General features: G+C 66.1%; 26 protein-coding genes. 17 read left to right on the plus strand and 9 right to left on the minus strand.

Going from position 1 to position 23,342, the window contains the following annotated elements; all coding sequences use genetic code 11:
- Positions 1-14 precede the first annotated feature (14 nt).
- The 3 genes from U4Y88_RS20395 (at position 15) to U4Y88_RS20405 (ending at position 1,340) form a co-directional block, all read left to right on the plus strand.
- Positions 15-221 (plus strand): YbdD/YjiX family protein, encoded by a 207-nt coding sequence (locus U4Y88_RS20395; RefSeq protein ID WP_027820406.1) that lies wholly within the window; start codon positions 15-17, stop codon positions 219-221.
- A gap of 151 nt (positions 222-372) precedes the next feature.
- Positions 373-918, plus strand: a complete 546-nt coding sequence (locus U4Y88_RS20400) for an AraC family transcriptional regulator (protein WP_321785953.1) — start codon at positions 373-375, stop codon at positions 916-918.
- Positions 915-1,340 (plus strand): VOC family protein, encoded by a 426-nt coding sequence (locus U4Y88_RS20405; protein WP_321785955.1) that lies wholly within the window; start codon positions 915-917, stop codon positions 1,338-1,340. The genes U4Y88_RS20400 and U4Y88_RS20405 overlap by 4 nt, the downstream gene beginning before the upstream one ends.
- Positions 1,341-1,454: 114 nt before the next feature.
- Here U4Y88_RS20405 and hpnH read toward each other — a convergent pair whose 3' ends face one another.
- Both hpnH and ispH read right to left on the minus strand, forming a co-directional pair.
- Positions 1,455-2,606 carry an adenosyl-hopene transferase HpnH gene (gene hpnH / locus U4Y88_RS20410; protein WP_321785957.1) on the minus strand — a complete coding sequence of 384 codons (1,152 nt, stop codon included), beginning with the start codon at positions 2,604-2,606 and terminating at the stop codon, positions 1,455-1,457.
- Between the two features lie 10 nt (positions 2,607-2,616).
- On the minus strand, positions 2,617-3,561 hold the full coding sequence (ispH, locus tag U4Y88_RS20415) for a 4-hydroxy-3-methylbut-2-enyl diphosphate reductase (RefSeq protein ID WP_205993742.1): 945 nt from the start codon (positions 3,559-3,561) through the stop codon (positions 2,617-2,619).
- Positions 3,562-4,062: 501 nt separating this feature from the next.
- Between ispH and hpnC the strand changes: the two genes are divergently transcribed.
- Positions 4,063-4,932 carry a squalene synthase HpnC gene (hpnC, locus tag U4Y88_RS20420; RefSeq protein WP_224013259.1) on the plus strand — a complete coding sequence of 290 codons (870 nt, stop codon included), beginning with the start codon at positions 4,063-4,065 and terminating at the stop codon, positions 4,930-4,932.
- Positions 4,929-6,107, plus strand: coding sequence for a glycosyltransferase (locus U4Y88_RS20425; protein WP_224013202.1), 1,179 nt, complete (start codon positions 4,929-4,931; stop codon positions 6,105-6,107). Before hpnC ends, U4Y88_RS20425 begins: the two co-directional genes overlap by 4 nt.
- 100 nt (positions 6,108-6,207) lie before the next feature.
- On the opposite strand, the gene U4Y88_RS20430 is transcribed toward U4Y88_RS20425, so the two are convergent.
- Both U4Y88_RS20430 and hpnA read right to left on the minus strand, forming a co-directional pair.
- The gene (locus tag U4Y88_RS20430; RefSeq protein ID WP_321785958.1) at positions 6,208-6,891 is read right to left on the minus strand and encodes a hypothetical protein; all 684 of its coding nucleotides are present in this window, start codon (positions 6,889-6,891) and stop codon (positions 6,208-6,210) included.
- A gap of 176 nt (positions 6,892-7,067) precedes the next feature.
- A complete protein-coding gene (hpnA, locus tag U4Y88_RS20435) occupies positions 7,068-8,090 on the minus strand; it encodes a hopanoid-associated sugar epimerase (RefSeq protein ID WP_065061633.1) in 1,023 nt (340 codons plus the stop codon).
- Positions 8,091-8,257: 167 nt separating this feature from the next.
- Here hpnA and U4Y88_RS20440 point away from each other — a divergent pair, with 167 nt between their 5' ends.
- The gene (locus tag U4Y88_RS20440; protein WP_205993738.1) at positions 8,258-8,554 is read left to right on the plus strand and encodes an acylphosphatase; all 297 of its coding nucleotides are present in this window, start codon (positions 8,258-8,260) and stop codon (positions 8,552-8,554) included.
- Between the two features lie 110 nt (positions 8,555-8,664).
- Here the strand turns inward: U4Y88_RS20440 and egtD are convergent, their stop codons facing one another.
- On the minus strand, positions 8,665-9,645 hold the full coding sequence (gene egtD / locus U4Y88_RS20445; protein ID WP_224013200.1) for an L-histidine N(alpha)-methyltransferase: 981 nt from the start codon (positions 9,643-9,645) through the stop codon (positions 8,665-8,667).
- Between the two features lie 367 nt (positions 9,646-10,012).
- Between egtD and rarD the strand changes: the two genes are divergently transcribed.
- Positions 10,013-10,909 carry an EamA family transporter RarD gene (gene rarD / locus U4Y88_RS20450; protein ID WP_321785960.1) on the plus strand — a complete coding sequence of 299 codons (897 nt, stop codon included), beginning with the start codon at positions 10,013-10,015 and terminating at the stop codon, positions 10,907-10,909.
- Between the two features lie 111 nt (positions 10,910-11,020).
- Here the strand turns inward: rarD and U4Y88_RS20455 are convergent, their stop codons facing one another.
- Positions 11,021-11,569: a DUF962 domain-containing protein gene (locus U4Y88_RS20455; RefSeq protein WP_321785962.1), complete on the minus strand. Its 549-nt coding sequence runs from the start codon at positions 11,567-11,569 to the stop codon at positions 11,021-11,023.
- 153 nt (positions 11,570-11,722) lie between these two features.
- On the opposite strand from U4Y88_RS20455, the gene U4Y88_RS20460 reads away from it, so the two are divergent.
- The 3 genes from U4Y88_RS20460 to U4Y88_RS20470 all read left to right on the plus strand — a co-directional run bounded on the left by U4Y88_RS20460 (position 11,723) and on the right by U4Y88_RS20470 (position 14,578).
- A complete protein-coding gene (locus tag U4Y88_RS20460; protein WP_310630592.1) occupies positions 11,723-12,436 on the plus strand; it encodes a Crp/Fnr family transcriptional regulator in 714 nt (237 codons plus the stop codon).
- 199 nt (positions 12,437-12,635) lie between these two features.
- Positions 12,636-13,277: an HAD family hydrolase gene (locus U4Y88_RS20465; RefSeq protein WP_321785964.1), complete on the plus strand. Its 642-nt coding sequence runs from the start codon at positions 12,636-12,638 to the stop codon at positions 13,275-13,277.
- A 62-nt stretch (positions 13,278-13,339) separates the two neighbouring features.
- Complete coding sequence (locus tag U4Y88_RS20470; protein ID WP_321785966.1) at positions 13,340-14,578, plus strand: dienelactone hydrolase family protein; 1,239 nt, start codon at positions 13,340-13,342, stop codon at positions 14,576-14,578.
- A gap of 66 nt (positions 14,579-14,644) precedes the next feature.
- Here U4Y88_RS20470 and U4Y88_RS20475 read toward each other — a convergent pair whose 3' ends face one another.
- Positions 14,645-14,908 (minus strand): hypothetical protein, encoded by a 264-nt coding sequence (locus U4Y88_RS20475; protein WP_224013194.1) that lies wholly within the window; start codon positions 14,906-14,908, stop codon positions 14,645-14,647.
- Positions 14,909-15,177: 269 nt separating this feature from the next.
- Between U4Y88_RS20475 and U4Y88_RS20480 the strand changes: the two genes are divergently transcribed.
- From U4Y88_RS20480 to U4Y88_RS20495, 4 genes are all read left to right on the plus strand, one after another.
- Positions 15,178-16,113 (plus strand): LysM peptidoglycan-binding domain-containing M23 family metallopeptidase, encoded by a 936-nt coding sequence (locus U4Y88_RS20480; RefSeq protein ID WP_321785968.1) that lies wholly within the window; start codon positions 15,178-15,180, stop codon positions 16,111-16,113.
- 72 nt (positions 16,114-16,185) lie between these two features.
- Complete coding sequence (locus tag U4Y88_RS20485) at positions 16,186-16,779, plus strand: YSC84-related protein (RefSeq protein ID WP_224013192.1); 594 nt, start codon at positions 16,186-16,188, stop codon at positions 16,777-16,779.
- A 137-nt stretch (positions 16,780-16,916) separates the two neighbouring features.
- On the plus strand, positions 16,917-17,981 hold the full coding sequence (locus U4Y88_RS20490; RefSeq protein WP_321785970.1) for a type IV toxin-antitoxin system AbiEi family antitoxin: 1,065 nt from the start codon (positions 16,917-16,919) through the stop codon (positions 17,979-17,981).
- Entirely contained in the window at positions 17,950-18,855 is a 906-nt protein-coding gene (locus U4Y88_RS20495; protein WP_321785972.1) for a nucleotidyl transferase AbiEii/AbiGii toxin family protein, read from the plus strand. Before U4Y88_RS20490 ends, U4Y88_RS20495 begins: the two co-directional genes overlap by 32 nt.
- Before the next feature lie 32 nt (positions 18,856-18,887).
- On the opposite strand, the gene U4Y88_RS20500 is transcribed toward U4Y88_RS20495, so the two are convergent.
- Positions 18,888-19,673, minus strand: coding sequence for a DNA/RNA non-specific endonuclease (locus tag U4Y88_RS20500; RefSeq protein WP_224013189.1), 786 nt, complete (start codon positions 19,671-19,673; stop codon positions 18,888-18,890).
- Between the two features lie 313 nt (positions 19,674-19,986).
- A complete protein-coding gene (locus tag U4Y88_RS20505) occupies positions 19,987-20,346 on the minus strand; it encodes a DUF3564 domain-containing protein (RefSeq protein ID WP_224013187.1) in 360 nt (119 codons plus the stop codon).
- Positions 20,347-20,729: 383 nt separating this feature from the next.
- Between U4Y88_RS20505 and U4Y88_RS20510 the strand changes: the two genes are divergently transcribed.
- The 3 genes from U4Y88_RS20510 (at position 20,730) to U4Y88_RS20520 (ending at position 23,312) form a co-directional block, all read left to right on the plus strand.
- On the plus strand, positions 20,730-21,152 hold the full coding sequence (locus tag U4Y88_RS20510; RefSeq protein ID WP_321785974.1) for a rubrerythrin family protein: 423 nt from the start codon (positions 20,730-20,732) through the stop codon (positions 21,150-21,152).
- Between the two features lie 182 nt (positions 21,153-21,334).
- Positions 21,335-22,684 (plus strand): heterodisulfide reductase-related iron-sulfur binding cluster, encoded by a 1,350-nt coding sequence (locus tag U4Y88_RS20515; protein ID WP_321785976.1) that lies wholly within the window; start codon positions 21,335-21,337, stop codon positions 22,682-22,684.
- Positions 22,685-22,721: 37 nt separating this feature from the next.
- Positions 22,722-23,312 (plus strand): DUF3501 family protein, encoded by a 591-nt coding sequence (locus tag U4Y88_RS20520; protein WP_321785978.1) that lies wholly within the window; start codon positions 22,722-22,724, stop codon positions 23,310-23,312.
- The last annotated feature ends 30 nt before the right edge of the window (positions 23,313-23,342 follow it).

The raw sequence follows: 23,342 nt of genomic DNA on the forward strand, positions 1-23,342 counted from the left end.
GAACGGAGCGCATCATGTTCTCGGAACTTCGCGACAACGTGCAGACGGCGGGCCGCTATCTGGGCCAGGCGATGCGTCTGATGGTCGGTCTGCCGGACTACGACGGCTACGTCGCGCACATGCGCGCGACGCATCCCGATCGTCCGGTGATGACCTACGAGGAGTTTTTCCGCGAGCGCCAGAATGCGCGTTACGGTTCGGGCGCGGGGAAATGCTGCTGAGGCGCGGGCTGGAAGGTGAAATGAGCCGCGGCTCATGCCGGTAAAAAAAGCGCGATGGCGAGAGCCGTCGCGCTTTTTTCATGGGCGGCGCAAAGCGCCTACACTACGCGGATTACGGCCGCACGCCGTGTCACGAGGGTCGCCGCCGATCATGTCCGCCCGCGAAGAATTCGATGCCTCGCCGCCTTCCGGGTCCACGGACGCGCTCGAAGATCCCGCGCTGCTGCGCCGCCTGTTGCGCGCGAAGGACCGCATGGACGCCGCCTCGCACGAAGCCTGGCCCGTCAAGCGGCTGGCCGCCGTGAGCGGCGTCTCCGAAGCGCATTTCGCGCGCTCGTTCAAACGCGCCTTCGGTCTGCCGCCGCATCGCTATCTGCTCACGCGGCGCATCGAGCAGGCCACCACGCTCCTGCGCGACACCGACCTCGCCATCACCGATATCGCCTTCGCCACGGGCTGGGAAAGCCTCGGCACTTTCGGGCGGATCTTTCGCGACATCACCGGCAACAGCCCGGGCGTGATGCGCGAGGCGGCGCGCGCGAACATGGCCGAACTGGGCAGCGTGCCCGCCTGCGTGCTGAAGGCGGCGCAGCGCCCCGATCTGACGATGGCAGTTTTGGAGAAGCGCCGCCGCGCGGCGAAGGCTACAGTGCGGCCATCATCCAACGCGCGGCCGAAGGCCGGGGAGACATCATGAATCAGGGCAACGAGCAGGCGAGTCAGCAAGGCGTCAACGTCGTGGGCATCTACGTCGACGATCAGGACGCGGCGCTCGCGTTCTACGTCGACAAACTCGGCTTTCGCGTCCATACGGACGTGCGCAACGGCGCGTATCGCTGGCTGACGGTCCAGCATCCCGAGCAGCCGTCGTTCCAGCTCGGACTCTTCACGCCCGGCCCGCCCGTGCACGACGAGGCCACCGCGCAGACGCTGCGCGCGATGGTGGCCAAGGGCGCGATGCCGCCGCTCGTGCTCGCGGTGGCCGACTGCCGCGCGCGCTACGCCGAATGGTCGGCGCGCGGCGTGGAATTCACGCAGGAGCCGACCGAGCGCTACGGCAGCATCGACGCCGGATTCCGCGATCCGGCGGGCAACGGCTGGAAGATGATTCAGTCGTGATCTTGTTGTGACGCCCAAAAGAAAAAAGCGCAACGGTCTGCACCGTTGCGCTTTTTTGATTCAGCCATCGCGCCTTGCGGCGCGACCACGCTGAAGTCGCTCTGAACGCAGCGCTTAGCCCGCCGCGACCGTCACCGGCTTCTTGGTCTTGGCCGAGTTCTGGATCTCTTCGAGCTTGATCTCGACGTGACGCGAGAACACGTATTCCGCCGGACGCTGGGTATCCAGCGGGATGTCCTTGACGAATGCACCTTCGGTCTTCGGGCCGGTCAACGCGACCTTCAGCGCCTTCAGCGGATGCGCGACCGTGTCCATCACGGCGGTCGCCTCGAAGCCGCAGTGGACCATGCAGTCCGCGCACTTCTCGTACTTGCCCGTGCCGTACTTGTCCCACTCGGTCGTTTCCATCAGTTCCTTGAAGGTCTTCACATAACCTTCGCCGACCAGATAGCACGGCTTTTGCCAGCCGAACACCGTGCGCGCCGGGTTGCCCCACGGCGTGCATTCGTAGGTCTGGTTGCCGGCCAGGAAGTCGAGGAACAGGCTCGACTGGCTGAACGACCACTTCTTGCCGTTGTTGCCGCGCTTGAAGATTTCGCGGAACAGGTTCTTCGTCTTGTCGCGGTTCAGGAAGTGCTGCTGGTCCGGCGCGCGCTCATACGCGTAGCCCGGCGACACCGTGATGCCGTCCACGCCGATCGAGTGAGCCGTGTCGAAGAACTTCGCCACGCGTTCCGGCTGCGCGTCGTTGAACAGCGTGCAGTTGATGTTCACGCGGAAGCCGCGGCGCTTGGCTTCCTTGATGGCCGCGACGGCCTTGTCGTAGACGCCTTCCTGCGAGACCGAATGGTCGTGCGCTTCGCGGTCGCCGTCGAGGTGAACCGACCAGACGAAGTACGGGCTCGGCTCGTAGTCGTCCATCTTCTTTTCCATGAGCAGCGCGTTCGTGCACAGGTACACGAACTTCTTGCGCGCCATGATGCCCTTGACGATCTGGGGCATTTCCTTGTGCAGCAGCGGCTCGCCGCCTGCGATCGACACGACCGGCGCACCGCATTCGTCCACGGCGCCGAGGCACTCGTCCAGCGACAGACGCTGGTTCAGGATGGGATCCGGATAGTCGATCTTGCCGCAGCCGTTACAGGCCAGGTTGCAGCGGAACAGCGGCTCGAGCATGAGCGCGAGCGGATAGCGCTTATTGCCGCCGAAATGTTGGCGGAAGATGTACGCGCCAACGCGGACTTTTTGTAGCAGCGGAATAGACAAGACGTCCTCCTTAAACTTCGCGCGCGACGAGCGGTTGCAACAGCTTCGACGGCAGCTTGAATTCGACTTTTTCTTCACGGCCCGCCATCGTCGACACCTCGACAGGCCCCAACGCGCGCAGCGCGTCAATCACGTTTTCCACCATTTCTTCGGGCGCCGACGCACCGGCCGTGATGCCGACCGTGTGTGCGCCTTCGAACCACTCGGCCTTCACTTCCGAGCCGTCCGCCACGAGGTAGCTCGGCAGACCCGACTCGCTGCCGATTTCGCGCAGACGATTCGAGTTCGAGCTGTTGGTCGCGCCCACGACGAGCAGCACGTCGACCTGCGAGGACAGATCGCGCACAGCCGCCTGGCGATTCTGCGTGGCGTAGCAGATGTCGCGCGTGTCGGGACCGACGATGTCGGAGAACCGCTTGAGCAGCGCGTCGATGATGCCGCGCGTGTCGTCCACCGACAGCGTGGTTTGCGTCACGTACGCGAGCGGCGCGTCGAGCGGCAGCTCGAGCTTGGCCACATCGGCCTCGCTCTGCACCAGCAGCACGGTGCCCGGAATCTGGCCGATCGTGCCTTCCACTTCCGGGTGACCGGCGTGGCCGATCAGGATCAGCGTGCGGCCGGCGGCCACGTACTGGCGGCCCTGAACGTGAACCTTGGTGACGAGCGGACAGGTTGCGTCCAGCACGTCGAGGTCACGGACTTCGGCTGCGCGTTCGACCGTTTTGGCAACGCCGTGGGCGCTGAAAATGGCGACTGCGCCCTCGGGCACTTCGTCGAGCTCTTCCACGAAACGCGCGCCCTTGTTACGCAGGTTTTCGACCACGTGCCGGTTGTGGACGATTTCATGGCGCACGTAGACGGGCGCGCCGTGCTTCTGCAATGCGCGATCGACAATCTCGATCGCACGGACAACCCCCGCACAAAAGCCGCGGGGTTGGGCAAGGATGACTCGCATAAGGTGGCGAACTCCGACTGCCGCGGTTACCGAAAGGGGCGTGTCAGCCCCGCTCGCCGCGACCATCATTATTAATAAGAAGCTAGTAAATGCTTGATCCGCCAGGGGATGGCGGAAAAACCAGACGCGCATTTTAACCCCATCGCCCCGTGTTTGCTGGTTGGCGAACGAGAAGGTGCGGCGCGCACGCGACGATAATCGAATAGGGCCCCGTTTTGGCCTCTATTCGGGCGCGGCTTACGGGCCGTGACAGCGCGGTGTCAGGCAAATGTCAGGTGCGCGGCGATACGGTGACAAGGCCGTGCTGGCGGGGGCGCGGCGGGTTTTCGTCAGGTGATTGAAAGCCGTTCGGGGGCGGATGCGGCGCGGATTCGCCGGCACGCGCGCGCTTTGTCCGACGGCCGGCGGTGGCGCGGTGCAACATGACGCGGGAACCCTTAAACTATCGCTCCCCGCCGTCCGTGCGCCAGAGGCCGGGCGGGACCGACCCCAATGGACGCCATGGAACCCGACCACTACGACGAATTTCCGGTAGCGAAGCTGTTGCTGCCGAAGGCGCTGCGTGCGCCTGTCGGCGTGATCTACCATGTCGCGCGCGCGCTCGACGACATCGCGGACGAAGGCGACTGGCTCCCCGAGGAGCGTCATGCGCGGCTCGCGGACTTTCGCGACGGCCTCGACGCCGTTGCTGAGGGCCGCACGGCGCCCGTCCATCCGATGCTGTTCGCGCGGCTCGCCGACGTCGTGCGCCGCTGCCGCCTGCCGTTGCAGCCGTTCTACGATCTGGTGTCGGCGTTCGATCAGGACATCGACACCACGCGTTACGCCGACCGGCTGGCGCTGCTCGACTTCTGCCATCGCTCCGCGAATCCGGTCGGCCATCTGATGCTGCATCTGATCGACGAGGCCTCGCCCGCGAATCTCGCCGATTCCGATTCCATCTGCACGGCGCTGCAGCTCATCACCTTCCTGCAGGACGTGTCCGCCGACTGGCAGCGCGGCCGCGTCTACTTGCCGCAGGCCGAACGTGCGCGTTTCAACGTGAGCGAGGCGCAGATCGCCGCGGGCGTGGTGGACGACGCGTGGCGCGCGCTGATGCGCCACGAGGTCAACGAAGCGCGCGCGCTGATGCTGAGCGGCGCGCCGCTCGCGCTGCGCGCGCCGGGGCGCTTCGGCCTGGAGCTGTGCAGCGTGGTGCACGGCGGCCTGCGCGTGCTCGAACTCATCGAGCGCGCCGATTACGACATCTTCCGCGTGCGGCCCGCGCTGCGCGCATCCGACTGGGCCGTGGTGCTGATGCGCACGGCGGCCATGTGGCTGTCGCGCCGCGTAGGCGTGCGCGCGCCTTCGATCGAGAGTAATAACGCATGATGACAACGATTCTCTTTGCCGTGTCCTGCCTGTCGCTGGTGATCTGGCTCGTACTGCTGTTCGGGCGCGGCGGCTTCTGGCGCTCGCGTCCGGCCGCGCCGCTGCCGCTCGTCGAGCCCGCGGCGGGCTGGCCGTCGGCGTGCGCCGTGGTGCCCGCGCGCAACGAAGCCGACGCGATCGGCGAAGCCGTCGCCTCGCTGCTCCAGCAGAACTACGGCGGCGACTTCCACGTGATCGTCATCGACGACCACAGCACCGACGGCACCGCCGAAGCCGCGCGCGCCGCCGCGCTCGCGCTGCACTGCCCGGAAAAGCTCACCGTCATCAGCGCGAAGCCGCTGCCGGCGGGCTGGTCGGGCAAGGTCTGGGCGCAGTCGCAGGGCATCGAGGCCGTGCGCACGCTCGGTCTGGACGCCGACTATCTGCTGCTCACCGACGCCGACATCGGCCATCCGCCCGACGCGCTCGCGCAGCTCGTGGTGCGCGCGCAGGCCGAGAAGCGCGACCTGGTTTCGCTGATGGTGCGTCTGCGCTGCGACTCGTTCTGGGAAAAGGCGCTGATTCCGGCCTTCGTGTTCTTCTTCGCCAAGCTCTATCCGTTCGCGTGGGTCAACAATCCGCGCAACAAGACGGCGGCGGCGGCGGGCGGCTGCATGCTGGTGCGCCGCACGGCGCTGGAGGAAGCGGGCGGTATCGAGTCGATCCGCGCCGAACTCATCGACGATTGCAGCCTCGCCGCGCGCATCAAGCATCGCGGCCAGGGCCAGCATCCGATCCGTCTGGACGTGGCGGCGAAAAGCGTGTCGCTGCGCCCCTACGATTCGTGGAAGGACATCTGGAACATGATCGCGCGCACCGCGTTCACGCAGCTGCATTACTCGGCGTGGCAGCTCGCGGGCACGCTGCTGGGCATGGCGGTGATCTATCTCGCGCCGCCCGTGGTCGCGCTCGCGCTGGGCGCGCAGGGCTGGCCCGCGTGGCTCGCCTGGGCGCTGATGTGCTGCGCCTATGCGCCGATGCTCGCGTACTACCGCCGCTCGCCGCTGTGGGCGCCGTTCCTGCCGCTCGTCGCGCTGTTCTACGTGGGCGCGACGTTCGCTTCGGCGTGGCGCTTCTGGCGCGGCAAGGGCGGCCAGTGGAAGGCGCGCGTGCAGGCGCCGGTGCAAGGGCGCTGAGATTCGCCGCTTCAGCCGTTCAGCAGAACAGTAAAAAAGCCGCCGCGTTTTCACGCGGCGGCTTTTTTTACGTCGATGCGGTAGGTCGAGGCGGCGCGGTTTAGCGCTGCGTCAGCATCATGTACATCTGCACGACCATGTCGGGCGAGAACGTGAACGGCACCCAGCCGTGACCGTTGTGGCGCAGCACGAGCAGACGGTCGCCGTTCGACTGCTTCTGCACGGCCATCGTCGGATTCTTCGTCGAAGCGAAGCGCCAGCCGGGCGGAATGCCGGGCGGCGGCTCGGGCTGCATCGAGGCGCGCGCGTTCGCGAGTTCCTCGATCAGCTGGCCGACCTGCATCGGATGCAGCGACACGGTCTGACCGCCGATCGTCATCGTGATCTCGTTCTGCGACGGGCGGCCGACTTCGAGCAGCGGGCCTGCGGCGTTCGCGGCTGCTTCGGCGTTCGCGGGCTGGTCGGCTGCGGATTCGACGGTTTCGACGACTTCAGCGGCTTCGTCAGCCGCGGATTGCAGTTCGGCCTGCGGCGCGGCGACGGCTTGCGCAGGCGCGCACGGCTGCGCCGGCGCAGCGACGGACTCGGCGTCTTCGAAAGGCGAAGGCGGGACTTCGAGCTTCGGCGGGGCTTCGAACGCGGGTGCGTCGTCGGGTGCGAGCGCCGTGGCGGGCGCTGCGGCAGCCGGCGTATCGACGATATGCAGCGCGGGCGCGGTGCGGACGGCCTGGATGAGCTGATCGACACCCACTTCGAGCGCGCCGATCTGGTCTTGAAGATTCATGCGAGGCTTCTCTGGTAAGACCCGCGATTTTACCCATAGCGCACGCGCATTGCCCGTCCGCCGTTGTAAGCATGTCGCAACAAAAGTTGTAACAAAGTGCGCGAGAAGCCGCCGGAAGGCCGCAAATCGGGCGTTTCCGGCGGCGCGTGCCGAGCTTCGCGCGACCTGAGCGCGCCTTACTTCGCGTTCAGATAACCCGCTTCACGGAACCACGCGAGCGCGTCCTTGAGACCTTCGCGATACGGCCGCGCCTGATAGCCCAGCTCGCGCTCCGCCTTCGCCGACGTGAAATACATCTTGTTTTTCGACATCTTCAGCGCGTCGACGGTCACGAACGGCTCGCGCTTCGTGATGCGCGCCACGGCTTCCGCGCCCATCGCGAGCGGATAGAGCGGCCAGCGCGGCAGCGCGATCGTCGGCGGCTTGCGGCCCACCATCCCGGCGATGTCGGCGAGCATCTGCTGGAGCGGCAGGTTTTCGCCGCCGAGGATATAGCGCTCGCCGATGCGTCCGCGCTCCAGCGCGAGAAAGTGGCCGTTCGCCACGTCGTCGACGTGCACGAGGTTCAGGCCCGTGTCGACGAACGCGGGCATCTTGCCCGTCGCCGCCTCGACGATGATGCGGCCCGTGGGCGTGGGCTTCACGTCGCGCGGACCGATCGGCGTCGACGGATTGACGATCACGGCGGGCAGGCCGTCCTGCTCGATCATGCGCTCGACCGCGCGCTCGGCGATCACCTTGCTGCGCTTGTACACGCCGATCGCCTGATCGGCCTTGAGCGGCGAGGTTTCGTCGGCGGAGTTGCCCGAGCTTGTGACCTTGAGCGTGGCCACGCTGCTCGTGTAGACGATGCGCTCCACGCCCGCGGCGAGCGCGGCGCGCATGGTGGCTTCGGCGCCTTCGAGATTGGCGCGCTCGATTTCGAGCGGATCGGGCGCCCACAGGCGGTAGTCGGCGGCCACGTGGAACAGGTAGCGCACGCCGTCGAGCGCACGGCGCATCGAGGCTTCGTCGCGCATGTCGCCGGTGACGATCTCGACGTCGAGCGATTCGAGGTTCTTGCGCGGGCTCGTCGCGCGCACCAGCAGGCGCACGGCAAAGCCTTTTTCCAGCGCGATGCGGGCGACGGCCGAGCCGACGAAGCCGGACGCGCCGGTGATCAGCACGAGGTCCTTGTTAGCGCGGGAAGTGTCGGTCATTCTGGATTTCGCTTTCGGGTTCGATGAGCGGCGCGCCGTTCACGCCGGCCGCCGCAGTGGCACGGATTGTACGTGGCGCGACGGCGGCGCGTGCGCGCGCAGGGTCGCGGCAATCGCGTCTACAATGCCGACCGTATCGTGCATGCATGGCTTAAGGAGATCGAACGATGAGCGAACCGGATCTGGATGCGCGCCTGGAAACGTATTACGTGCGCGTGCGCGGAACGGTGCAGGGCGTGGGCTTTCGTCACGCGACGGTGCGTCAGGCGCACGCGCTGCGCATTCGCGGCTACGTCGCCAATCTTGAGGACGGCTCGGTCGAGGCCGTGATTCAGGGCTCGGCGAATCAGGTGGACCGCATGCTGTCGTGGCTGCGTCACGGGCCGCCCGCCGCGCGCGTGAGTTCGGTGGAGAGCGAGGAGCGCCGCACCGAGAAGCGTTACGAGCGCTTCGAGCAGCACTGAAAACCCATCGACGAAAAAACGGGGCGCTTGCGAAAGCGCCCCGTTTTCGTTTCGGCCAGGGATCACGCCCGGGATAAAAGCTCGCGCGCGTCAGCACACCTCTGCGCACCTCAGCGCACCGCGAGCAGGCTCTCCGCGAAGCCCCACTCTTTCTCGATCCACTGATGCGCGCACTCGAAGCCCGCATCGGCGGCGATCGCGGGGATTTCGTCGGCGTGATACTTGTGGCTGCTTTCGGTCCAGATGGTCTCGCCCGCTTCCATTTCGATGTTCAGACGCGCCGCGCCCACGTGCGCCTCGACGTGGCGCTTCGCGCGCAGATGCATCTCCACGCTGCGCACGTCGGGATTGAAGCGCGCGACGTGCTCGAAGTCGTGCAGGTCGAAGTCGCCGTCAAGCTCGCGGTTGATGCGCGAGAGCAGGTTCAGGTTGAACGCGGCCGTGGCGCCGATCGAATCGTCGTAGGCGGCGATCAGCGTATCGACGGGTTTGACGAGGTCGGTGCCGAGCAGCAGCGTGTCGCCGGGGCGCAGCATCGCGCGGATGTCGCGCAGAAAACGCGTCGCCGCGAGGCGCGCGAAGTTGCCGATGGTGCTGCCGAGAAACAGCACGAACAGGCGCTCGCCGTCCTTGCGCTGGCGGCTCACTTCGGCGAGACCGGCCAGATAGTCGCGCTCGTAGCCGACGATCGAAATGCGCTCGATGTCGGCCAGTTCGCGGCGGCACAGTTGCAGCGCGGTGCGCGAGATCTCGATCGGGCAATACGCGGTCGGACGCTTGCGGCACAGCGCTTCGAGAATGCGGCGCGTCTTGCGGCCGCTGCCGCTGCCGAGTTCGGCGACGGTGACGTCGGCGGGCAGCGCTTCGACGATCTCGTTGGCGTAGCGCGTGAGCAGGCGTTCCTCGGCGCGCGTGACGCCGTATTCGGGCAAGACCGTGATGACTTCGAACAGCGCCGAGCCGACTTCGTCATACAGATACATCGACGGCAATTCCTTCTGCGGGGCGTGCGTGAGACCCGCGCGGACGTCGGCGGCGAAGGTGGAAGGCGGGCTTTGCTGCGGCGTGGGGCGGGACGCAGGAAGTGTCATGCGGGCTCCGTTTGCGTTGGGCGGCTGGCGGCCGGTGCGCGGCGAAGGGTGCCGTGACGCGCGGCGGCCGAAGGTCGGTTCCGTAGCGAGACTTACGTTCTAGTCCATCATCGCGTGCAATTCACGAACTAAATTGGCGGTTTCGCTGCCTCGGCAGACGCCGCATCGGCCGTGCCCGCCGTATCGGCGCGGCTTGCGGGAGACTAGAATGCCGGCAGTCCGGCTCGCGCGAACGCCGCGTCCGGCTGCCGCTAAATCAATACAACATTCAAATGACAACGCTTTTTTCAGCGTCCGCCGCGTTGGACGGACGCGCCGCCGTGTTCTCCGCGCCTCGCGCCCGTCCCGCTTCCTTGTGCGCCGCGTCATGTCGATAACGTACGAACCCGGACGCGGCATCACGCTTTCCGTGACCGCTTCGGCGCTGTTCGCGCTGATGTCGGCGTATACCTTGCTGCTCGCGCCGCTCGGCGGCCTCGACATCTTCGCGTGGCGCGTGATCTGGACCGTGCCGGGCGCGCTCGCGCTGGTGGTGCTGCGCAAGCGCCTGCCGCACCTGCGGGAACTGGTGATGCGCGCGATCCGCGAGCCGCGCATCGCGCTGATGCTGGTGGTAGGCGCGGCCCTGCTCGGCGTGCAGCTTTGGGTGTTCCTGTGGGCGCCGCTGCACGGACGCATGCTCGAAGTGTCGCTCGGCTACTTCATGCTGCCGCTGGTGATGGTGCTGGTCGGGCGCTACTACTACCACGAGCGCCTGGAGCCGCTGCAATGGATCGCGGTGGCCTGCGCGGCGGTGGGCGTGGCGCACGAGCTTTGGGCCACGCACGCGTTTTCGTGGCCGACGCTGATCACGGCGCTCGGCTATCCGCCGTATTTCATGCTGCGCCGCAAGATCCACGCGGATTCGCTGGCGATGTTCGCCGTGGAGATGGTGCTGCTGCTGCCCGTCGCCTTCATCGAAGTGCATGCGGGCGGCTCGCTCGCGATCGTCGGCCAGCATGCGCTGCTCGCTTGGGTGCTGCTGCCGGGCTTGGGCGTGATCAGCACGATTGCGCTCGCGACCTATCTGAAGTCGAGCCGGCTGCTGCCGATGGCGCTGTTCGGCGTGCTCGGCTACGTGGAGCCGGTGTTGCTCGTGATCCTGTCGGTGACGATGCTCGGCGAGCATCTAGGCGTGCGCCAGCTCGCGACTTATGTGCCGATCTGGCTGGCCGTGGCGCTGACGGCGCTGCATGGCGCGCGCCTCGTGCGCGTGTCGCGCTGAGGCGCTGATTGATCGATGCGCCGGGGCGGCGATGCGCGCTGCCGTGACGTAATCGCGATGCGCGAGCTTGCGATGCGCTCGCGCCCGGCAGGCTCGACGTATTCAGCGCACTCAGCGCGCGTGCTGCGCGCGCGGCGGATTGATACGCGTCGGGCCGGTTTTCGCTTCGATCGCCTCGCGCAACGCGGGACGCCAGCCGAACGCGAACAGCGCTTCAGCGAGCACGAACAGCGGACCGACGATCAGGCCGATCACATCGTCGACGAAAGCGGGCTTGCGATGTTCCCAGGCCACGTGCCCGACGAACTGAAAGATCCAGCCGACCACGAACAGCCCCACGCCCGCCGCGAGCCACACGGCCGTCGACTCGCGCGCGAGCCACGCGCCGCAGGCGAGGCAGAGCGCCGAGAACACGGCCATCATCGCGCCGAGCGGCACGTCGAGCACGAAGTAATAGAGCGTCGCGCCGCCGAACAGCAGCCACGCGGGCGAGAGCGGCACGGCGGCGAGCGGCCACGCGGCGACGGCGAAGGCGGGACGCGAAAGCAGCACCGCGAGCGCGAGCACGATCATCGGAATGCCGACGAAATGCGTGGCGATGTTGCGGGCATCGCGGTGATAGCCGGCGTATTGGGTCAGCTGCTCGGTCAGGTTTCTCATGGATGCCCCTCTGTCTCCAAAATCATTATGATCGTCGGGCGCGCGGCCGCGAACCTTCGGCTAGCCGACAATTCGGCGAATCGGCGATTCAGTGATTCGTCGACGACCGCGCCTTTTGCCCGTGCGCCTTCGCGCAGGCACCGACCCGATCCGATGACTTCGACCCGCCCTCCTTCCGTCGCTCCCACGTCTCCCGCCGTGATCGCGGTGCTCGAACGCAGCGCCTGGTTCGCCGCCGCGCCCGCGCCATTGCGCGAAAGCTTGCGCGCGGCGGGCCGCGTGCGTGCGTTGCGCGCGGGCGAGCGCCTGTTTCTGCGCGGCGATGCCGCCGACGGCCTCTACTGCGTGCTCGACGGCGCGATGCGCGTCGGCGCGGCCAGCGTGGCCGGACGCGAGGCGCTGCTCGCGGTGGTCGGGCCCGCGCACTGGTTCGGCGAGATCGCGCTGTTCGATGCGGGCGTGCGCACGCACGATGCCTACGCCGAACGCGACTCGACGCTCTTTCACGTGCCGCTTGCGCCGCTCGCCGCGCTGCTCGACGCCACGCCCGCTTACTGGCACGCCTTCGGCCTGCTGCTCGCGCAGAAGTTGCGCTTTGCCTTCGACGCCATCGAGGAAAGCGCGCTCCTGCCCGCCGCCGCGCGCGTGGCGCGACGTCTGCTCGTGCTGGCGGCCGATTACGGCGGCACGCAGTCTGCGCGCCGCGTGGTGAACGTGCCGCAGGAAGATCTCGCGCTGATGCTCGCGCTCTCGCGTCAGACCGTGAACCAGATCCTGCGCCAGTTCGAGCGCGACGGCCTCGTGCAGTTGCGCTACGGCGAAATCGAGATCGTCGACGCGGTGAAGCTGGAGCAGCAGGCGCATTGATCTCGACAATGCCCGCCATGAAGCATCGCGGTATCAATATTGATCGACAAGATCAACATTGATGATCGCGCAAGACGAGTACCCCCGCGCCATTGCAGCGCCGCGCCGTTTGCATCGACAATGACGCGGCTTACGTTGCTTTCGACCGGCAAGTCCGGCCTTTCGACCTCGCGGATTTCCGCGTTCCCTCTTTCGCTTCATGACCGACCGCGTCGTTGCCGCCTTCGATTTCGACGGCACCATCACCACGTCCGATAGTTTCCGCGCCTTCATGCTCGACGCCGCCGGGCCCGTGCGCTTCGCCTTCGCCGCGCTGCGCTGCCTGCCGTGGCTCGCGGGCATCGCGCCCGGCTGGGCCGACCGCGGCCGCACCAAGGCGCGCTTTCTGCGCGCCGCGCTCGGCAACGTGCGGCGCGAGACGCTCGAAGCCGCCGCGCAGCGTTTCGTCGAAACGCGTCTGCCCGATCTGCTGCGCCCCGAGATGCTCGCGCGCATCCGCGAACATCAGGCGCTCGGCCACGAAGTCGTGCTTGTGAGCGCGTCGCCGTCGATCTATCTGCGCAAATGGGCGCCGGGTGTCGGCATCGGCACCGTGCTGGCGAGCGAGCTGGAATGGCGCGAGGGCGTCTACACTGGACGGCTCGCGGGCAAGAACTGCTGGGGCCCGGAGAAGGTCGCGCGGCTGCGCGGCTGGTGGGGCGCGCAGCCGCCCGCCACGCTCTACGCTTACGGCGACAGCCGCGGCGACCGCGAAATGGCCGAACTCGCGAACCACGCATGGATACGCGGCGAGGCGCCGCTGCCCGCGCTCGCGCCGCAAGGCGGCTTCGCGCCGGGCTGAGCGCGCCGCCCATCCCCGCTACGAACACGCAGACACTCGAACAAACACAAGGAGACGCACCCATGAACGGACAATGGACCCAGGTGACTTCGCGCGACGGCGGCACGTTCCGCGCCTGGACGGCGCTGCCGCCCGAAGGCAGCGGGCCGGGTCTCGTGCTGCTGCAGGAGATCTTCGGCGTGAACGCGTCGATGCGCGCGCTGGCCGAGCGTTACGCCGAAGAAGGTTACGTGGTGATGGTGCCCGACCTGTTCTGGCGTCTGGAGCCGGACGTCGATCTGGGTTACGAAGGCGCCGACATGGCGAAGGCGCTCGATCTCTACGACCGCTTCGACGTCGATCTCGCCATCGACGACATTGCGCAGACGCTCGCGGCGCTGCGCGCGCATCCTTCGCAGCGCGGCAAGGCGGGCGCGCTCGGCTGGTGCCTGGGCGGGCGGCTCGCGTATCTCGCGGCGGCGCGCACCGATGTGGATTGCGCGATCGGCTACTACGCCGTGGGCCTGGAAAACGTGCTGAACGAAGCCGGGACGATCCGCTGCCCGCTCATGCTGCACTTCCCCGCCGAGGACAAATGGTGCGACGCCGCCACGCGCGAGCGCATCGAAACGGCGCTGGCGGGCAAGCCGGGCGTCGAGCTGTACACGTATCCGGGCTGCGATCACGCGTTCGCGTCGGCGGCGCGTCCGCAATACGACAAGCCCGCCGCGATGATGGCGTACTCGCGCACGCTCGCGATGCTGCGCCGCGTGCTCGGCCCGATCTACGACTTCAACGCGCTCTGGGAGGAGCACTGCTATCACGAGTTCGTCACGCGCAATCCCGACGACGTGATGCCGACGATGGTCGCGCAGCCCTACGTCAACCACATCCCGACGATGACGGGCGGCGTCGGCCACGACGAACTCAAGCGCTTCTACACGCACCATTTCGTGCATTCGAATCCCGCCGATACGCGCCTGATCCCGATCTCGCGCACCATCGGCTCGGACCGCGTGGTGGACGAGTTCATCTTCTGCTGCACGCACGACCGCGAGATCGACTGGCTGCTGCCGGGCCTCGCGCCCACCGGCAAGTATTTCGAAGTGCCGATGCTGGCCGTGATCTGCTTTCGCGGCGCGAAGCTCTATAACGAGCACATCTACTGGGATCAGGCTTCGGTGCTCGCGCAGATCGGCGCCATCGATCCGACCGGGCTGCCGATCGCGGGCATCGCGAGCGCGAAGAAGCTGCTCGACGAAACGCTGCCGTCGAACACGCTCATGTCCGCCTGGCAGACGAGCGAAGGCAAGCCGTTCTGAGGCGCGCGGCGCGCGCCCTGCGCGCCGCCGCTGCCGTTTTAACGATCAGTGATCAACGATCGACGATCACTGAAACGGATTGTCGACGACGCCGGGCTTCGCGTCTGGCTCGTCCTTCACCTGCGCGGGCAGATGCGGATCGGCCTGCAGCTTCGCGACCACGCTGTCGAGCGCGGCCTTGAGCGCGAGCGCGGCGGCGAGGCCGCGCTTGTCGCGCGTGAGTTCGAGCGTGCCGGCCAGCGTCACGCGCGTGGTGCCGTTCGTGAGCGTGAGGGCGTCGCCCTGGACGTTGAGCACGTCGTCGTCGTTTGCGTATGCGTCGAACCCCATTGATTTCTCCTTGAGCGTGATGCGCGGGCCAGCATTATAAGAAGCCGCGCGCGACGCGATCAAACGGTTGCACACCGTCGCCGCGGCTTGCGCGCTTTGTGCGCGTCAATGTGAATTCATTGTCAAAAATTGCGCGCATGGCGGCTTTGCCGTTGATAACCGTCAGAAATCTCGTGCGAATCCGCAGCACTTTCCAGTAAAGCGAAGATCATGACGCACCTGCGCCGCGCGGCGCGGATGAATCGTGCAGCTTGAACAGGGAGTGCGTCATGGGAATTCTAGACAAGGCGGGTGACATCGCCCGTGTGGCGGTCACCGCCGGGTGGGTCTCGCTGTTCGCCGCCTGCACGTTTACGCCGTGGCAGTCGCTCTCGCGCGAAGGCGACGAAGAGGCCGCCGCGACCGCGCACACGCCGGCCGACACGGGCGCTGTCGTGGCGTCGCCGGTCGCCATGCCGCTCGTGACGACGTCCGCGACGCCGGTGGCGGCAACGTCCGCCGCCGCCGCGCCCACGGGCTTCTATCGCGTCAAGGCCGGCGACACGCTGTATCACATCGCCTCGACCTACAAGCAACGTGCCGCCGATATCGCCGCGTGGAACAAGCTGCCCGCGTCGGGCCAGGTGCAAAAGGGGCAATTGCTGCGGGTGACGCCGCCTTCCGCATCGACTTCATCGACGCCATCGACGCCATCGACGCCATCGTCGTCGGTTGCCGCCGATGCCAAAGCCTCCGCTTCCGCCGCCTCAGGCAGCGCGGCGAAATCCGCCGCCGCCGCCGCGACCACTGCCGCTACGAACTCAGCCGCTACGACTTCAGCCGCGAACGCACGCGCCACCAGTCGCCTCGTCTGGCCGATGAGCGGCGCGGTCACGCCGACGTCCGTCGGCAAGTCGAAGGCCATCGCCATCGCGGGTGCGCCGGGGCAGCCGGTCAAGGCCGCCGCCTCGGGGCGCGTGGTCTACGCGGGGAGCGGCATGAAGGCCTACGGCAAGCTCGTGATCGTCAAGCACGACGCGCATCTGATCACCGCTTACGGGCGCAACGGCAAATTGCTCGTCAAGGAAGGCGAGACCGTGAAGCAAGGCCAGACGCTCGCGACGAGCGCCGCCGATGGCGCGGGCAACGGTGGTGTTCTCTTCGAAGTGCGCGAGGACGGCAAGGCAGTCGATCCGCAGACGCGTCTGCCGCGCGCGACGCCCTGATCTCTCGCGATGCTTCTTCGGCGATTTATTCGCATGTCGAAATATCGTTTGTCCACCTGACTGGAAACCCGCATGAACAGAAGGCAATTCCTCGCGACCGGCGGCGCTGCGGCCGCCGCGCTGACGACGCTCGCGCTCGGCGCATGCACGACCACGTCCGCTTCGGCGGGCGATGCCGCCGCCGAGAATATCCGCGCGCGCCGCGACATCAACAACGACGTGGACGCCGCGCTCGCGAAGCTCTATCGCACTGTGAAGGGCTCGCGCGAGTTGATCGGCAAGGCGCGCGGCGTGCTCGTGTTCCCCGATGTGGTGGGCGCGGGATTTGGCGTCGGCGGCCAGTACGGACGCGGCGCGCTGCGCGTGAGCGGACGCACGATCGGCTATTTCAGCACGACGTCGGGCTCGTTCGGCATGCAGGTCGGCGCGCAGTCGCGGGCGATTTTCTACGCGTTCATGACCCAGGGCGCGCTCGACCGCTTCAAGCGCAGCAGCGGCTGGGCGGCGGGCGCGGACGCCACCGTCGCACTCGTCAAGATGGGTGCGAACGGCACGCTCGACACCACCACGGCCATCAATCCCATCGAGGCCATCGTGCTGACCAACGCGGGGCTCATGGCGGGTGTTTCGCTGGAAGGGTCGAAGGTTTCGCGGCTGGATCTTTGACGAGATAGCCGACGGTGGCCGCTCAAACCCTCGCTACGCCTTCGCGCATGCCTGAGCGTATTTTTCCGCTTTGTACGTTTTATCGTCGCTGTATGTCTTTAGCGTACAATCGCGAAAAAACGTACAGGATGCCCATTATGGAACTGTCCGACCGCCTCACCCGGGCGAAACAACAGACATTGGCGCAGGCGTGCGAGGCATTCGAGGATGCGACGCAGCGTTATACAGCGAAGCCCGCCCGCATGCCGCGCTCACGTGCCGCGATTGCGGACGCGGCGGTGAGCTTCAAGATTGCGGGCAAGCGTTTCGACATGCTGGCAGTCGTCGAACCCCAGGCCGACCGGCAATACACCGCCGGCATGCTGCATCGGCGTCATGCAGGCGAAGGGGGCGATCCGGCGCGCGCGCTGCTGCTGGTCACGCAGTACGTTTCTCCGAAGCTCGCCTCAGAACTCATTGCCGGGCGCATCCCGTTTATCGACACCGCTGGCAACGCCTATATCGATGAGCCGGAGGCCACCATCATGATCGTCGGGCGGGATCGGCCCGCGACGTTTGTGAAGGAAACGTCCGCGCGCTCGACCACGCCCAAGGGCCTTCGCGTCATGTTCGCGCTGGCCAGCGAGCCAGCCCTGGTCAACGCGCCATATCGCACGATTGCCGCGCATGCCGGCGTATCGCTCAACACCGTGAATCTGGCGATGGACGATCTCATCGCCCGCGCGTTCGTGGGTATGAAAGGCGACGAGCGGGTGATGGCCGATTGGCGCCGCTTCGTCGAGGCCTGGGTGAGCCTGTATCCGGTCCGTTTGCGGCCGAAGCTCGGCGGGCGCAGGTTCAAGGCCGCGACGAGCGGATGGTGGCGCGACATGCCCTTCGACCATTACGCCATGTACCTCGGCGGCGAGGCGGCTGCCGAACGCCTGACCGGCCAGTTGAAGTCGGCTTCGGTGACGATCTATAGCCACTCGGGCATCTCGTCCGAGTTCCTGCTTGCCGCGCGTCTGCTGCCCGATGTGCACGGCGAGGTCGAAATTCTCGACGCATTCTGGCCTTCGGCCACGGAAGCCCGCGGGGGCGATGGCGTACAACTCGTCCACCCCTTGCTCATCTATGCCGACCTGATTGCGTCGGGCGACAGCCGGTTGCACAGCGTGGCGGAAACCGTTTATGAGCAGTGCCTCTCCACCCCCCCTGTTTGAGGTTGCGGACGAGCGGCCCGTCGATGACACGACGATCGCGCTGCTTCGCGAAGTCAAAACTGCATGCGACCGACTAGGCGCCGAGTTCGTGCTTGCTGGCGCGGCGGCGCGCGATATCCAGATGTGGCACGTTCACGGCGTCAAGGCCCCTGTCGCGACGCGTGACGTCGATGTCGCCGTGTGCGTCGTGAGTTGGGCCTGGTACGATGAGCTGGTCGCGCTGCTCGGGCGGACGGGGCGCTTCGAGCAGGACGCGAAGGAGCAGCAGAAGCTCCTTTTCAGGCGCCCTGGAGACGCGTTCGCCTCGCAACTCGATCTGGTGCCGTTCGGTGCGCTCGAAGCGCCGCCAGGCGCGATCGCGTGGCCGCCCGGCGAGGACATTGTTCTGACTGTGCTGGGATTTCAGGAGGCTGTGGATACGGCATGCAGCGTCCATATCGGCGAGGGGCTCGTGGTGCCGGTCGTTGCGCTCCCTGCGTTTGCGTTGCTGAAATTGATTGCGTGGAAAGAGCGGCGCGCCCGCAAGAATAGCGATGCCTCGGATCTGCTCTTTATTCTGCGTAGCTACGTTGATGCGGGCAACGGCGAGCGCCTTTTCGAGCACGCGGCGGATCTGCTCGTCAGGCACGACTTCAAGGCCGAATATGCGGCAGCCGGCTTGCTGGGACGGGAGGCGAGCGCGATCGCGAAACCGCAAACGCGCGAGTTCATTCGCGCGATGCTCGACTCGCCGCGAGTCTACGACATGCTGCGAGCCGATTTATTTGCTCGCGCGGCAACGCAGATGTTCGGCGAACCGGACGAAAACACCGACGCGCTGCTTGCTGCGTTTGCCGAGGCGTTCGCGAGTGCGAGCCCGCGCACCGGGGTTTAGCGGGGTCGTCGACTCGACCCGCACTTACTCGCTCACCACCCCCACTTCTTCACCGCAAACGCGTGCCCGTTGAACGCGACCTTCGTCTGCGCGGCGACATTCGCGGGAATCCCCGGGAACGCGATACCGCTCTGCGCTTCGAGATCGCGCACCGAACGCACGTCGTAGCGATCGGCGGTCGTGTTGTCGGCGACGATCGCGAACGCGAGCTGCTGCGACGGCACGTACACCACCTTGAAGATCTGCGTGGGCACCAGCACGCGTGACGCGCCGATGGTCTGCAACTGCGCGCCCGAGAAAAGCGGCCCGGTCACGACATAGGCGTCGCCGTATTTCGACGCGAGCTTGCGCACGGCCGTTTCGATGTGCGCCCAGAGGCGCTGATTGTTTTCGCGGTTCTGCGGCACGATGTTGGCGAGCGAGAACGACTCGGCCATCGCCTGCGGATTCCAGCGGTTACCCGCCGGGCTCATGTGGCCGCGATCGAAGCCGCTGCGCTTGTAGTCGGCGAGCGTCGCGCCTTCGCCGGCGGGCAGGCGGTCGTCTTCGAAGAAACGATTGGTGCGCGTCATGTCCTTCGCGGCGTCGAGGTGATCGCGCGTCAGGTGTTCCGCCGACCAGAGCGGGCCGTGCGTGACGCCCGAATGCAGCACCACGAAATCGGAATAGCAGAGCATGCGCGTCTTCGGCGCCATGCGCGCATTGGTGAGCTTCGGGAACTGGCCGTCGGGGACGAAATCGGTGCACGCGGGCGCGGCGAACGCATGGCTCGAAAAACTCGACACGGCCATGACGAGACAGGCAAACAGCTTCTTCATCGGCGGGAATACAGGAAGACGTACAGCAAGAAAATCGGATCACGCGGGGCGACGTGAAACGCGAAGCGGAACTCGAACGACGCTTCGGCGCGCCCTGCGCAACGTGCATAAAGGGCCCGAAAGTATAGCGGCGGCTTTCGCGAGCGGCCATCTTTGTACGCGGCTTCGCGTCATCGGCCTGCACGATTGCCGCGAAGCGCAACTAACAAATGAAAACGGCGCCGCGATGAGCGGCGCCGCGAGGCAATCAAGCTAAACCAATCAAGCGAAAGCAACTAAAGGGAACGATCGCGCCGGGCGGGGCGCGAAGGGATCAGCCTGCGAACAGCGCGTTTTCGGCGTGGATCGCCTGGCGATCCACCGCTTGCAGGCGCCACTGGCCTTCCATCTGCGTATGCGAGGTTTCGCATGCCCAGGTGGCGTCGCCATGCGCCGAGCTGATTTCCTGGCGGCGGTTCACGTGCAGGCCGCGCAGGGTGCAAAGCGGTTCGTTCTCGCGCGGCGCGCATAGCGCCGTCACGCCGTTCGCATCGCGAATCTCGCCCCAGGCGGGAAGCTCGATGCCGTCGTGCGACTCGCGCGACCAGCGTTGCTGGTCGGTATCGAGCCAGAGCACGGCGTAGTCGTGGTTGACGGTCGGATCGGGACCGTTAATCAGAATCGTCAGTCGCATGTGATCTCCGCAAAGACGCGCCATCGGCGCGAAAACTGTCGTGACACTCATTGAGACTCGGGGGCAGACATTCAGCATAGGATGTGTGCGCGCATCCGCAAGTCGATTCTTCACATAGTGGGACGTCAAATCGTCGCGCCTCGGCAGTACCAGGGTTTGCGCGTGTCCCGGTATCCGCGATGGGTCCGCCGACTGCCGTCGCGCGGCGTTTGCGCGGCGATTCGGGTTCCGGCTATCGGCGAGATTGAAATTCGCAATTGGGACTGCAAAGGGCATTTCCTAGATTGATAGTGCGGCGTGATCCGCACTCATGACTGTCTGCTGCACCGCACGAAGATGCGCAGCGCCGCGTCCCCACAATCAAACGATGGATGGAGGCACAGATGGCACAGCTCAAAGGCTCGAAGACGGAGCAAAACCTCAAGGACGCCTTCGCCGGCGAATCGCAGGCGAACCGGCGCTACCTGTATTTCGCGGCGAAAGCCGACGTGGAAGGCCAGAACGACGTCGCCGCGCTGTTCCGCTCGACCGCCGAAGGCGAAACCGGCCATGCGCACGGCCACCTCGAATATCTGGAAGCGGTCGGCGATCCGGCCACGGGTTTGCCGTTCGGCAGTTCGCGGCTGAATCTCCAGGCGGCGATCGCGGGCGAAACCCACGAGTACACCGATATGTACCCCGGCATGGCCAAGGCCGCGCGCGACGAGGGTTTCGACGAAATCGCCAACTGGTTCGAGACGCTGGCCAAGGCCGAGCGTAGCCACGCGAACCGTTATACGAAAGCGCTCGAAGTGCTGGCCGATTAGCGCTGGCCGATTGGTGCTGCGATTGCTGCTGCGATTGGTTCCGGCCAGTCAACGGTGCGACCCGCGCGCCTTCGCAGGCGCTTTGCCGACGCAACGCGCACGCGGCCTGAGCCGCGTCGCGCGCGTTCGTCTGCGTGCGCCCTATCGACAAAAGACAAGAAAAAATAAAACAAGGAGACGTCATGCCCCACAAGGAAGGCAGTCTCGAAGCCCCGACGCGGCATCCGCTCGACTGGCGCTCCGATGCGTTCTACGACTCCGCCCAGCTCGACACCGAACTGGCGCGCGTGTTCGACATCTGCGCGGGCTGCCGGCGCTGCGTGTCGCTGTGCGGCGCGTTTCCGGCGCTGTTCGATCTCGTCGACGAAACGGATAGCGGCGAGGCGCACGACGTCGACAAGGCCGAGTTTTCGAAGGTGGTCGATCAGTGCTATCTGTGCGACCTCTGCTACATGACGAAGTGTCCCTATGTGCCGCCGCATCCGTGGAACGTCGACTTTCCGCATCTGATGCTGCGCGCGAAGGCGATCGACTATCGCAACGGCGAGGTGAAACTGCGCGACCGCGTGCTCTCGAACACCGACGCGCTTGGCCATCTCGCGGGCATTCCGGTCGTCACGCAGACCGTGAACGCGGTGAACGGCACGAAGGCGATGCGCGCGGCGATGGAGGATGCGCTCGGCGTGGATCGTCACGCGTGGCTGCCGTCGTTCGCCACGCGCAAGTTTCGCGGCGCGGCGCGCAAGGCGTCGGCGAGCGAGGTGCGCGACGGCGAGCGCACGCCCGGCAAGGTCGCGATCTACGCCACGTGCTACGTGAACTTCAACGAGCCGGGCATCGGCCACGATCTGCTCGCGGTGCTCGATCACAACGCCATTCCCTACGTGCTCGTGAAAAGCGAATCGTGCTGCGGCATGCCGCTGCTCGAACAGGGCAATCTGGACGGCGTGGCGAAGAAGCACGACGCGAACACGCCGATCCTCGCGCAGTACGCGCGCGAAGGTTACGCGCTGCTGGGCGCGGTGCCGAGTTGCGTGCTGATGTACAAGCACGAACTGCCGCTGATGTTCCCCGACGACGCCGATACGCACGCCGTGAGCGAAGCGTTCTGGGACCCGTTCGAATACTTCGTGGCGCGCAATCGCGACGGCCTGCTCAAGACCGATTTTCGCGCGCCGCTCGGCACGGTTTCGTATCACGTGCCGTGTCACGCGCGCGTGCAGAACATCGGCCGCAAGACCGCCGATCTGCTGTCGCTCGTGCCCGAAACGAAGGTCAACGTGGTCGAGCGCTGTTCGGGCCACGCGGGCACCTTCGGCGTGAAGAAGGAATTTCACGCGATGGCGATGAAGATCGGCACGCCCGTGTTCAAGCAGATGGCGCAGGGCGAGCCCGATTTCATTTCGTCCGATTGCGCGCTCGCGGGCCATCACATCGCGCAGGGCATCGACGAGAAGCAGTTGCGCGACGCGCAGGGCGGGCCGCCGCTTGCGCATCCGCTCACGCTGCTGCGCCGCGCCTACGGTATTTGATCAGGATAACGATTGAATTGATCGACGAGAGAAACCGATGACTATCGCCAGAATCGCCAGAAATTCACTGCTCACACTGGAAGCGTACGCGAAGCAGCGCACCGAGATGCGCAACCACATCATCGAGCACAAGAAGCGCCGCGCCGTGGCGCTCGGCAATCACCTCACGTTCCTGTTCGAAGACGACGCGACGATCCGCTATCAGATTCAGGAAATGCTGCATATCGAGCGTATTTTCGACGAGGCGGGCATTCAGGGCGAACTCGACGCCTACGCGCCGCTCGTGCCCGACGGCAGCAATTTCAAGGCCACCATGCAGATCGAGTACGAGCACGAGAAGGAGCGCCGCGCGGCGCTCGCGCGGCTGATCGGCATCGAGGACCGCGTGTTCGTGCAGGTGGACGGCGAGGCGCCCGTGTTCGCCATCGCCGACGAAGATCTCGAACGCGACAACGAAGAAAAGACTTCGGCCGTGCATTTCGTACGCTTCGAACTGACGCCGGAAATGAAACAGCGCCTGCGCGAAGGCGCGGCGCTGTTGATCGGCTGCGATCATCCGAACTATCGCGTGCCGGTGCAGACAATCGGCGGCGCGGTGCGCGAGTCGCTGCTCGGCGATCTCGCGTGAGCACGACGTTTGACGCGTGACGTGCACCGT

It is taken from the genome of Paraburkholderia sp. J94, assembly GCF_905220285.1.
Taxonomy (GTDB): Bacteria; Pseudomonadota; Gammaproteobacteria; order Burkholderiales; family Burkholderiaceae; genus Paraburkholderia; species Paraburkholderia tropica_A.

Excerpts from the sequence above, each read along its gene's own strand:
- U4Y88_RS20430 (WP_321785958.1), bottom strand. The coding sequence starts at position 6,891 with ATGAATCTTCAAGACCAGATCGGCGCGCTCGAAGTGGGTGTCGATCAG.
- U4Y88_RS20495 (WP_321785972.1), top strand. The coding sequence starts at position 17,950 with ATGAGCAGTGCCTCTCCACCCCCCCTGTTTGAGGTTGCGGACGAGCGG.
- U4Y88_RS20500 (WP_224013189.1), bottom strand. The coding sequence starts at position 19,673 with ATGAAGAAGCTGTTTGCCTGTCTCGTCATGGCCGTGTCGAGTTTTTCG.
- U4Y88_RS20440 (WP_205993738.1), top strand. The coding sequence starts at position 8,258 with ATGAGCGAACCGGATCTGGATGCGCGCCTGGAAACGTATTACGTGCGC.
- U4Y88_RS20510 (WP_321785974.1), top strand. The coding sequence starts at position 20,730 with ATGGCACAGCTCAAAGGCTCGAAGACGGAGCAAAACCTCAAGGACGCC.
- U4Y88_RS20505 (WP_224013187.1), bottom strand. The coding sequence starts at position 20,346 with ATGCGACTGACGATTCTGATTAACGGTCCCGATCCGACCGTCAACCAC.
- U4Y88_RS20400 (WP_321785953.1), top strand. The coding sequence starts at position 373 with ATGTCCGCCCGCGAAGAATTCGATGCCTCGCCGCCTTCCGGGTCCACG.
- U4Y88_RS20475 (WP_224013194.1), bottom strand. The coding sequence starts at position 14,908 with ATGGGGTTCGACGCATACGCAAACGACGACGACGTGCTCAACGTCCAG.
- U4Y88_RS20405 (WP_321785955.1), top strand. The coding sequence starts at position 915 with ATGAATCAGGGCAACGAGCAGGCGAGTCAGCAAGGCGTCAACGTCGTG.
- U4Y88_RS20395 (WP_027820406.1), top strand. The coding sequence starts at position 15 with ATGTTCTCGGAACTTCGCGACAACGTGCAGACGGCGGGCCGCTATCTG.
- rarD (WP_321785960.1), top strand. The coding sequence starts at position 10,013 with ATGTCGATAACGTACGAACCCGGACGCGGCATCACGCTTTCCGTGACC.
- hpnC (WP_224013259.1), top strand. The coding sequence starts at position 4,063 with ATGGAACCCGACCACTACGACGAATTTCCGGTAGCGAAGCTGTTGCTG.
- egtD (WP_224013200.1), bottom strand. The coding sequence starts at position 9,645 with ATGACACTTCCTGCGTCCCGCCCCACGCCGCAGCAAAGCCCGCCTTCC.
- U4Y88_RS20515 (WP_321785976.1), top strand. The coding sequence starts at position 21,335 with ATGCCCCACAAGGAAGGCAGTCTCGAAGCCCCGACGCGGCATCCGCTC.
- U4Y88_RS20465 (WP_321785964.1), top strand. The coding sequence starts at position 12,636 with ATGACCGACCGCGTCGTTGCCGCCTTCGATTTCGACGGCACCATCACC.
- hpnA (WP_065061633.1), bottom strand. The coding sequence starts at position 8,090 with ATGACCGACACTTCCCGCGCTAACAAGGACCTCGTGCTGATCACCGGC.
- U4Y88_RS20485 (WP_224013192.1), top strand. The coding sequence starts at position 16,186 with ATGAACAGAAGGCAATTCCTCGCGACCGGCGGCGCTGCGGCCGCCGCG.
- U4Y88_RS20460 (WP_310630592.1), top strand. The coding sequence starts at position 11,723 with ATGACTTCGACCCGCCCTCCTTCCGTCGCTCCCACGTCTCCCGCCGTG.
- U4Y88_RS20480 (WP_321785968.1), top strand. The coding sequence starts at position 15,178 with ATGGGAATTCTAGACAAGGCGGGTGACATCGCCCGTGTGGCGGTCACC.
- U4Y88_RS20470 (WP_321785966.1), top strand. The coding sequence starts at position 13,340 with ATGAACGGACAATGGACCCAGGTGACTTCGCGCGACGGCGGCACGTTC.
- U4Y88_RS20520 (WP_321785978.1), top strand. The coding sequence starts at position 22,722 with ATGACTATCGCCAGAATCGCCAGAAATTCACTGCTCACACTGGAAGCG.
- U4Y88_RS20490 (WP_321785970.1), top strand. The coding sequence starts at position 16,917 with ATGGAACTGTCCGACCGCCTCACCCGGGCGAAACAACAGACATTGGCG.
- ispH (WP_205993742.1), bottom strand. The coding sequence starts at position 3,561 with ATGCGAGTCATCCTTGCCCAACCCCGCGGCTTTTGTGCGGGGGTTGTC.
- U4Y88_RS20425 (WP_224013202.1), top strand. The coding sequence starts at position 4,929 with ATGATGACAACGATTCTCTTTGCCGTGTCCTGCCTGTCGCTGGTGATC.
- U4Y88_RS20455 (WP_321785962.1), bottom strand. The coding sequence starts at position 11,569 with ATGAGAAACCTGACCGAGCAGCTGACCCAATACGCCGGCTATCACCGC.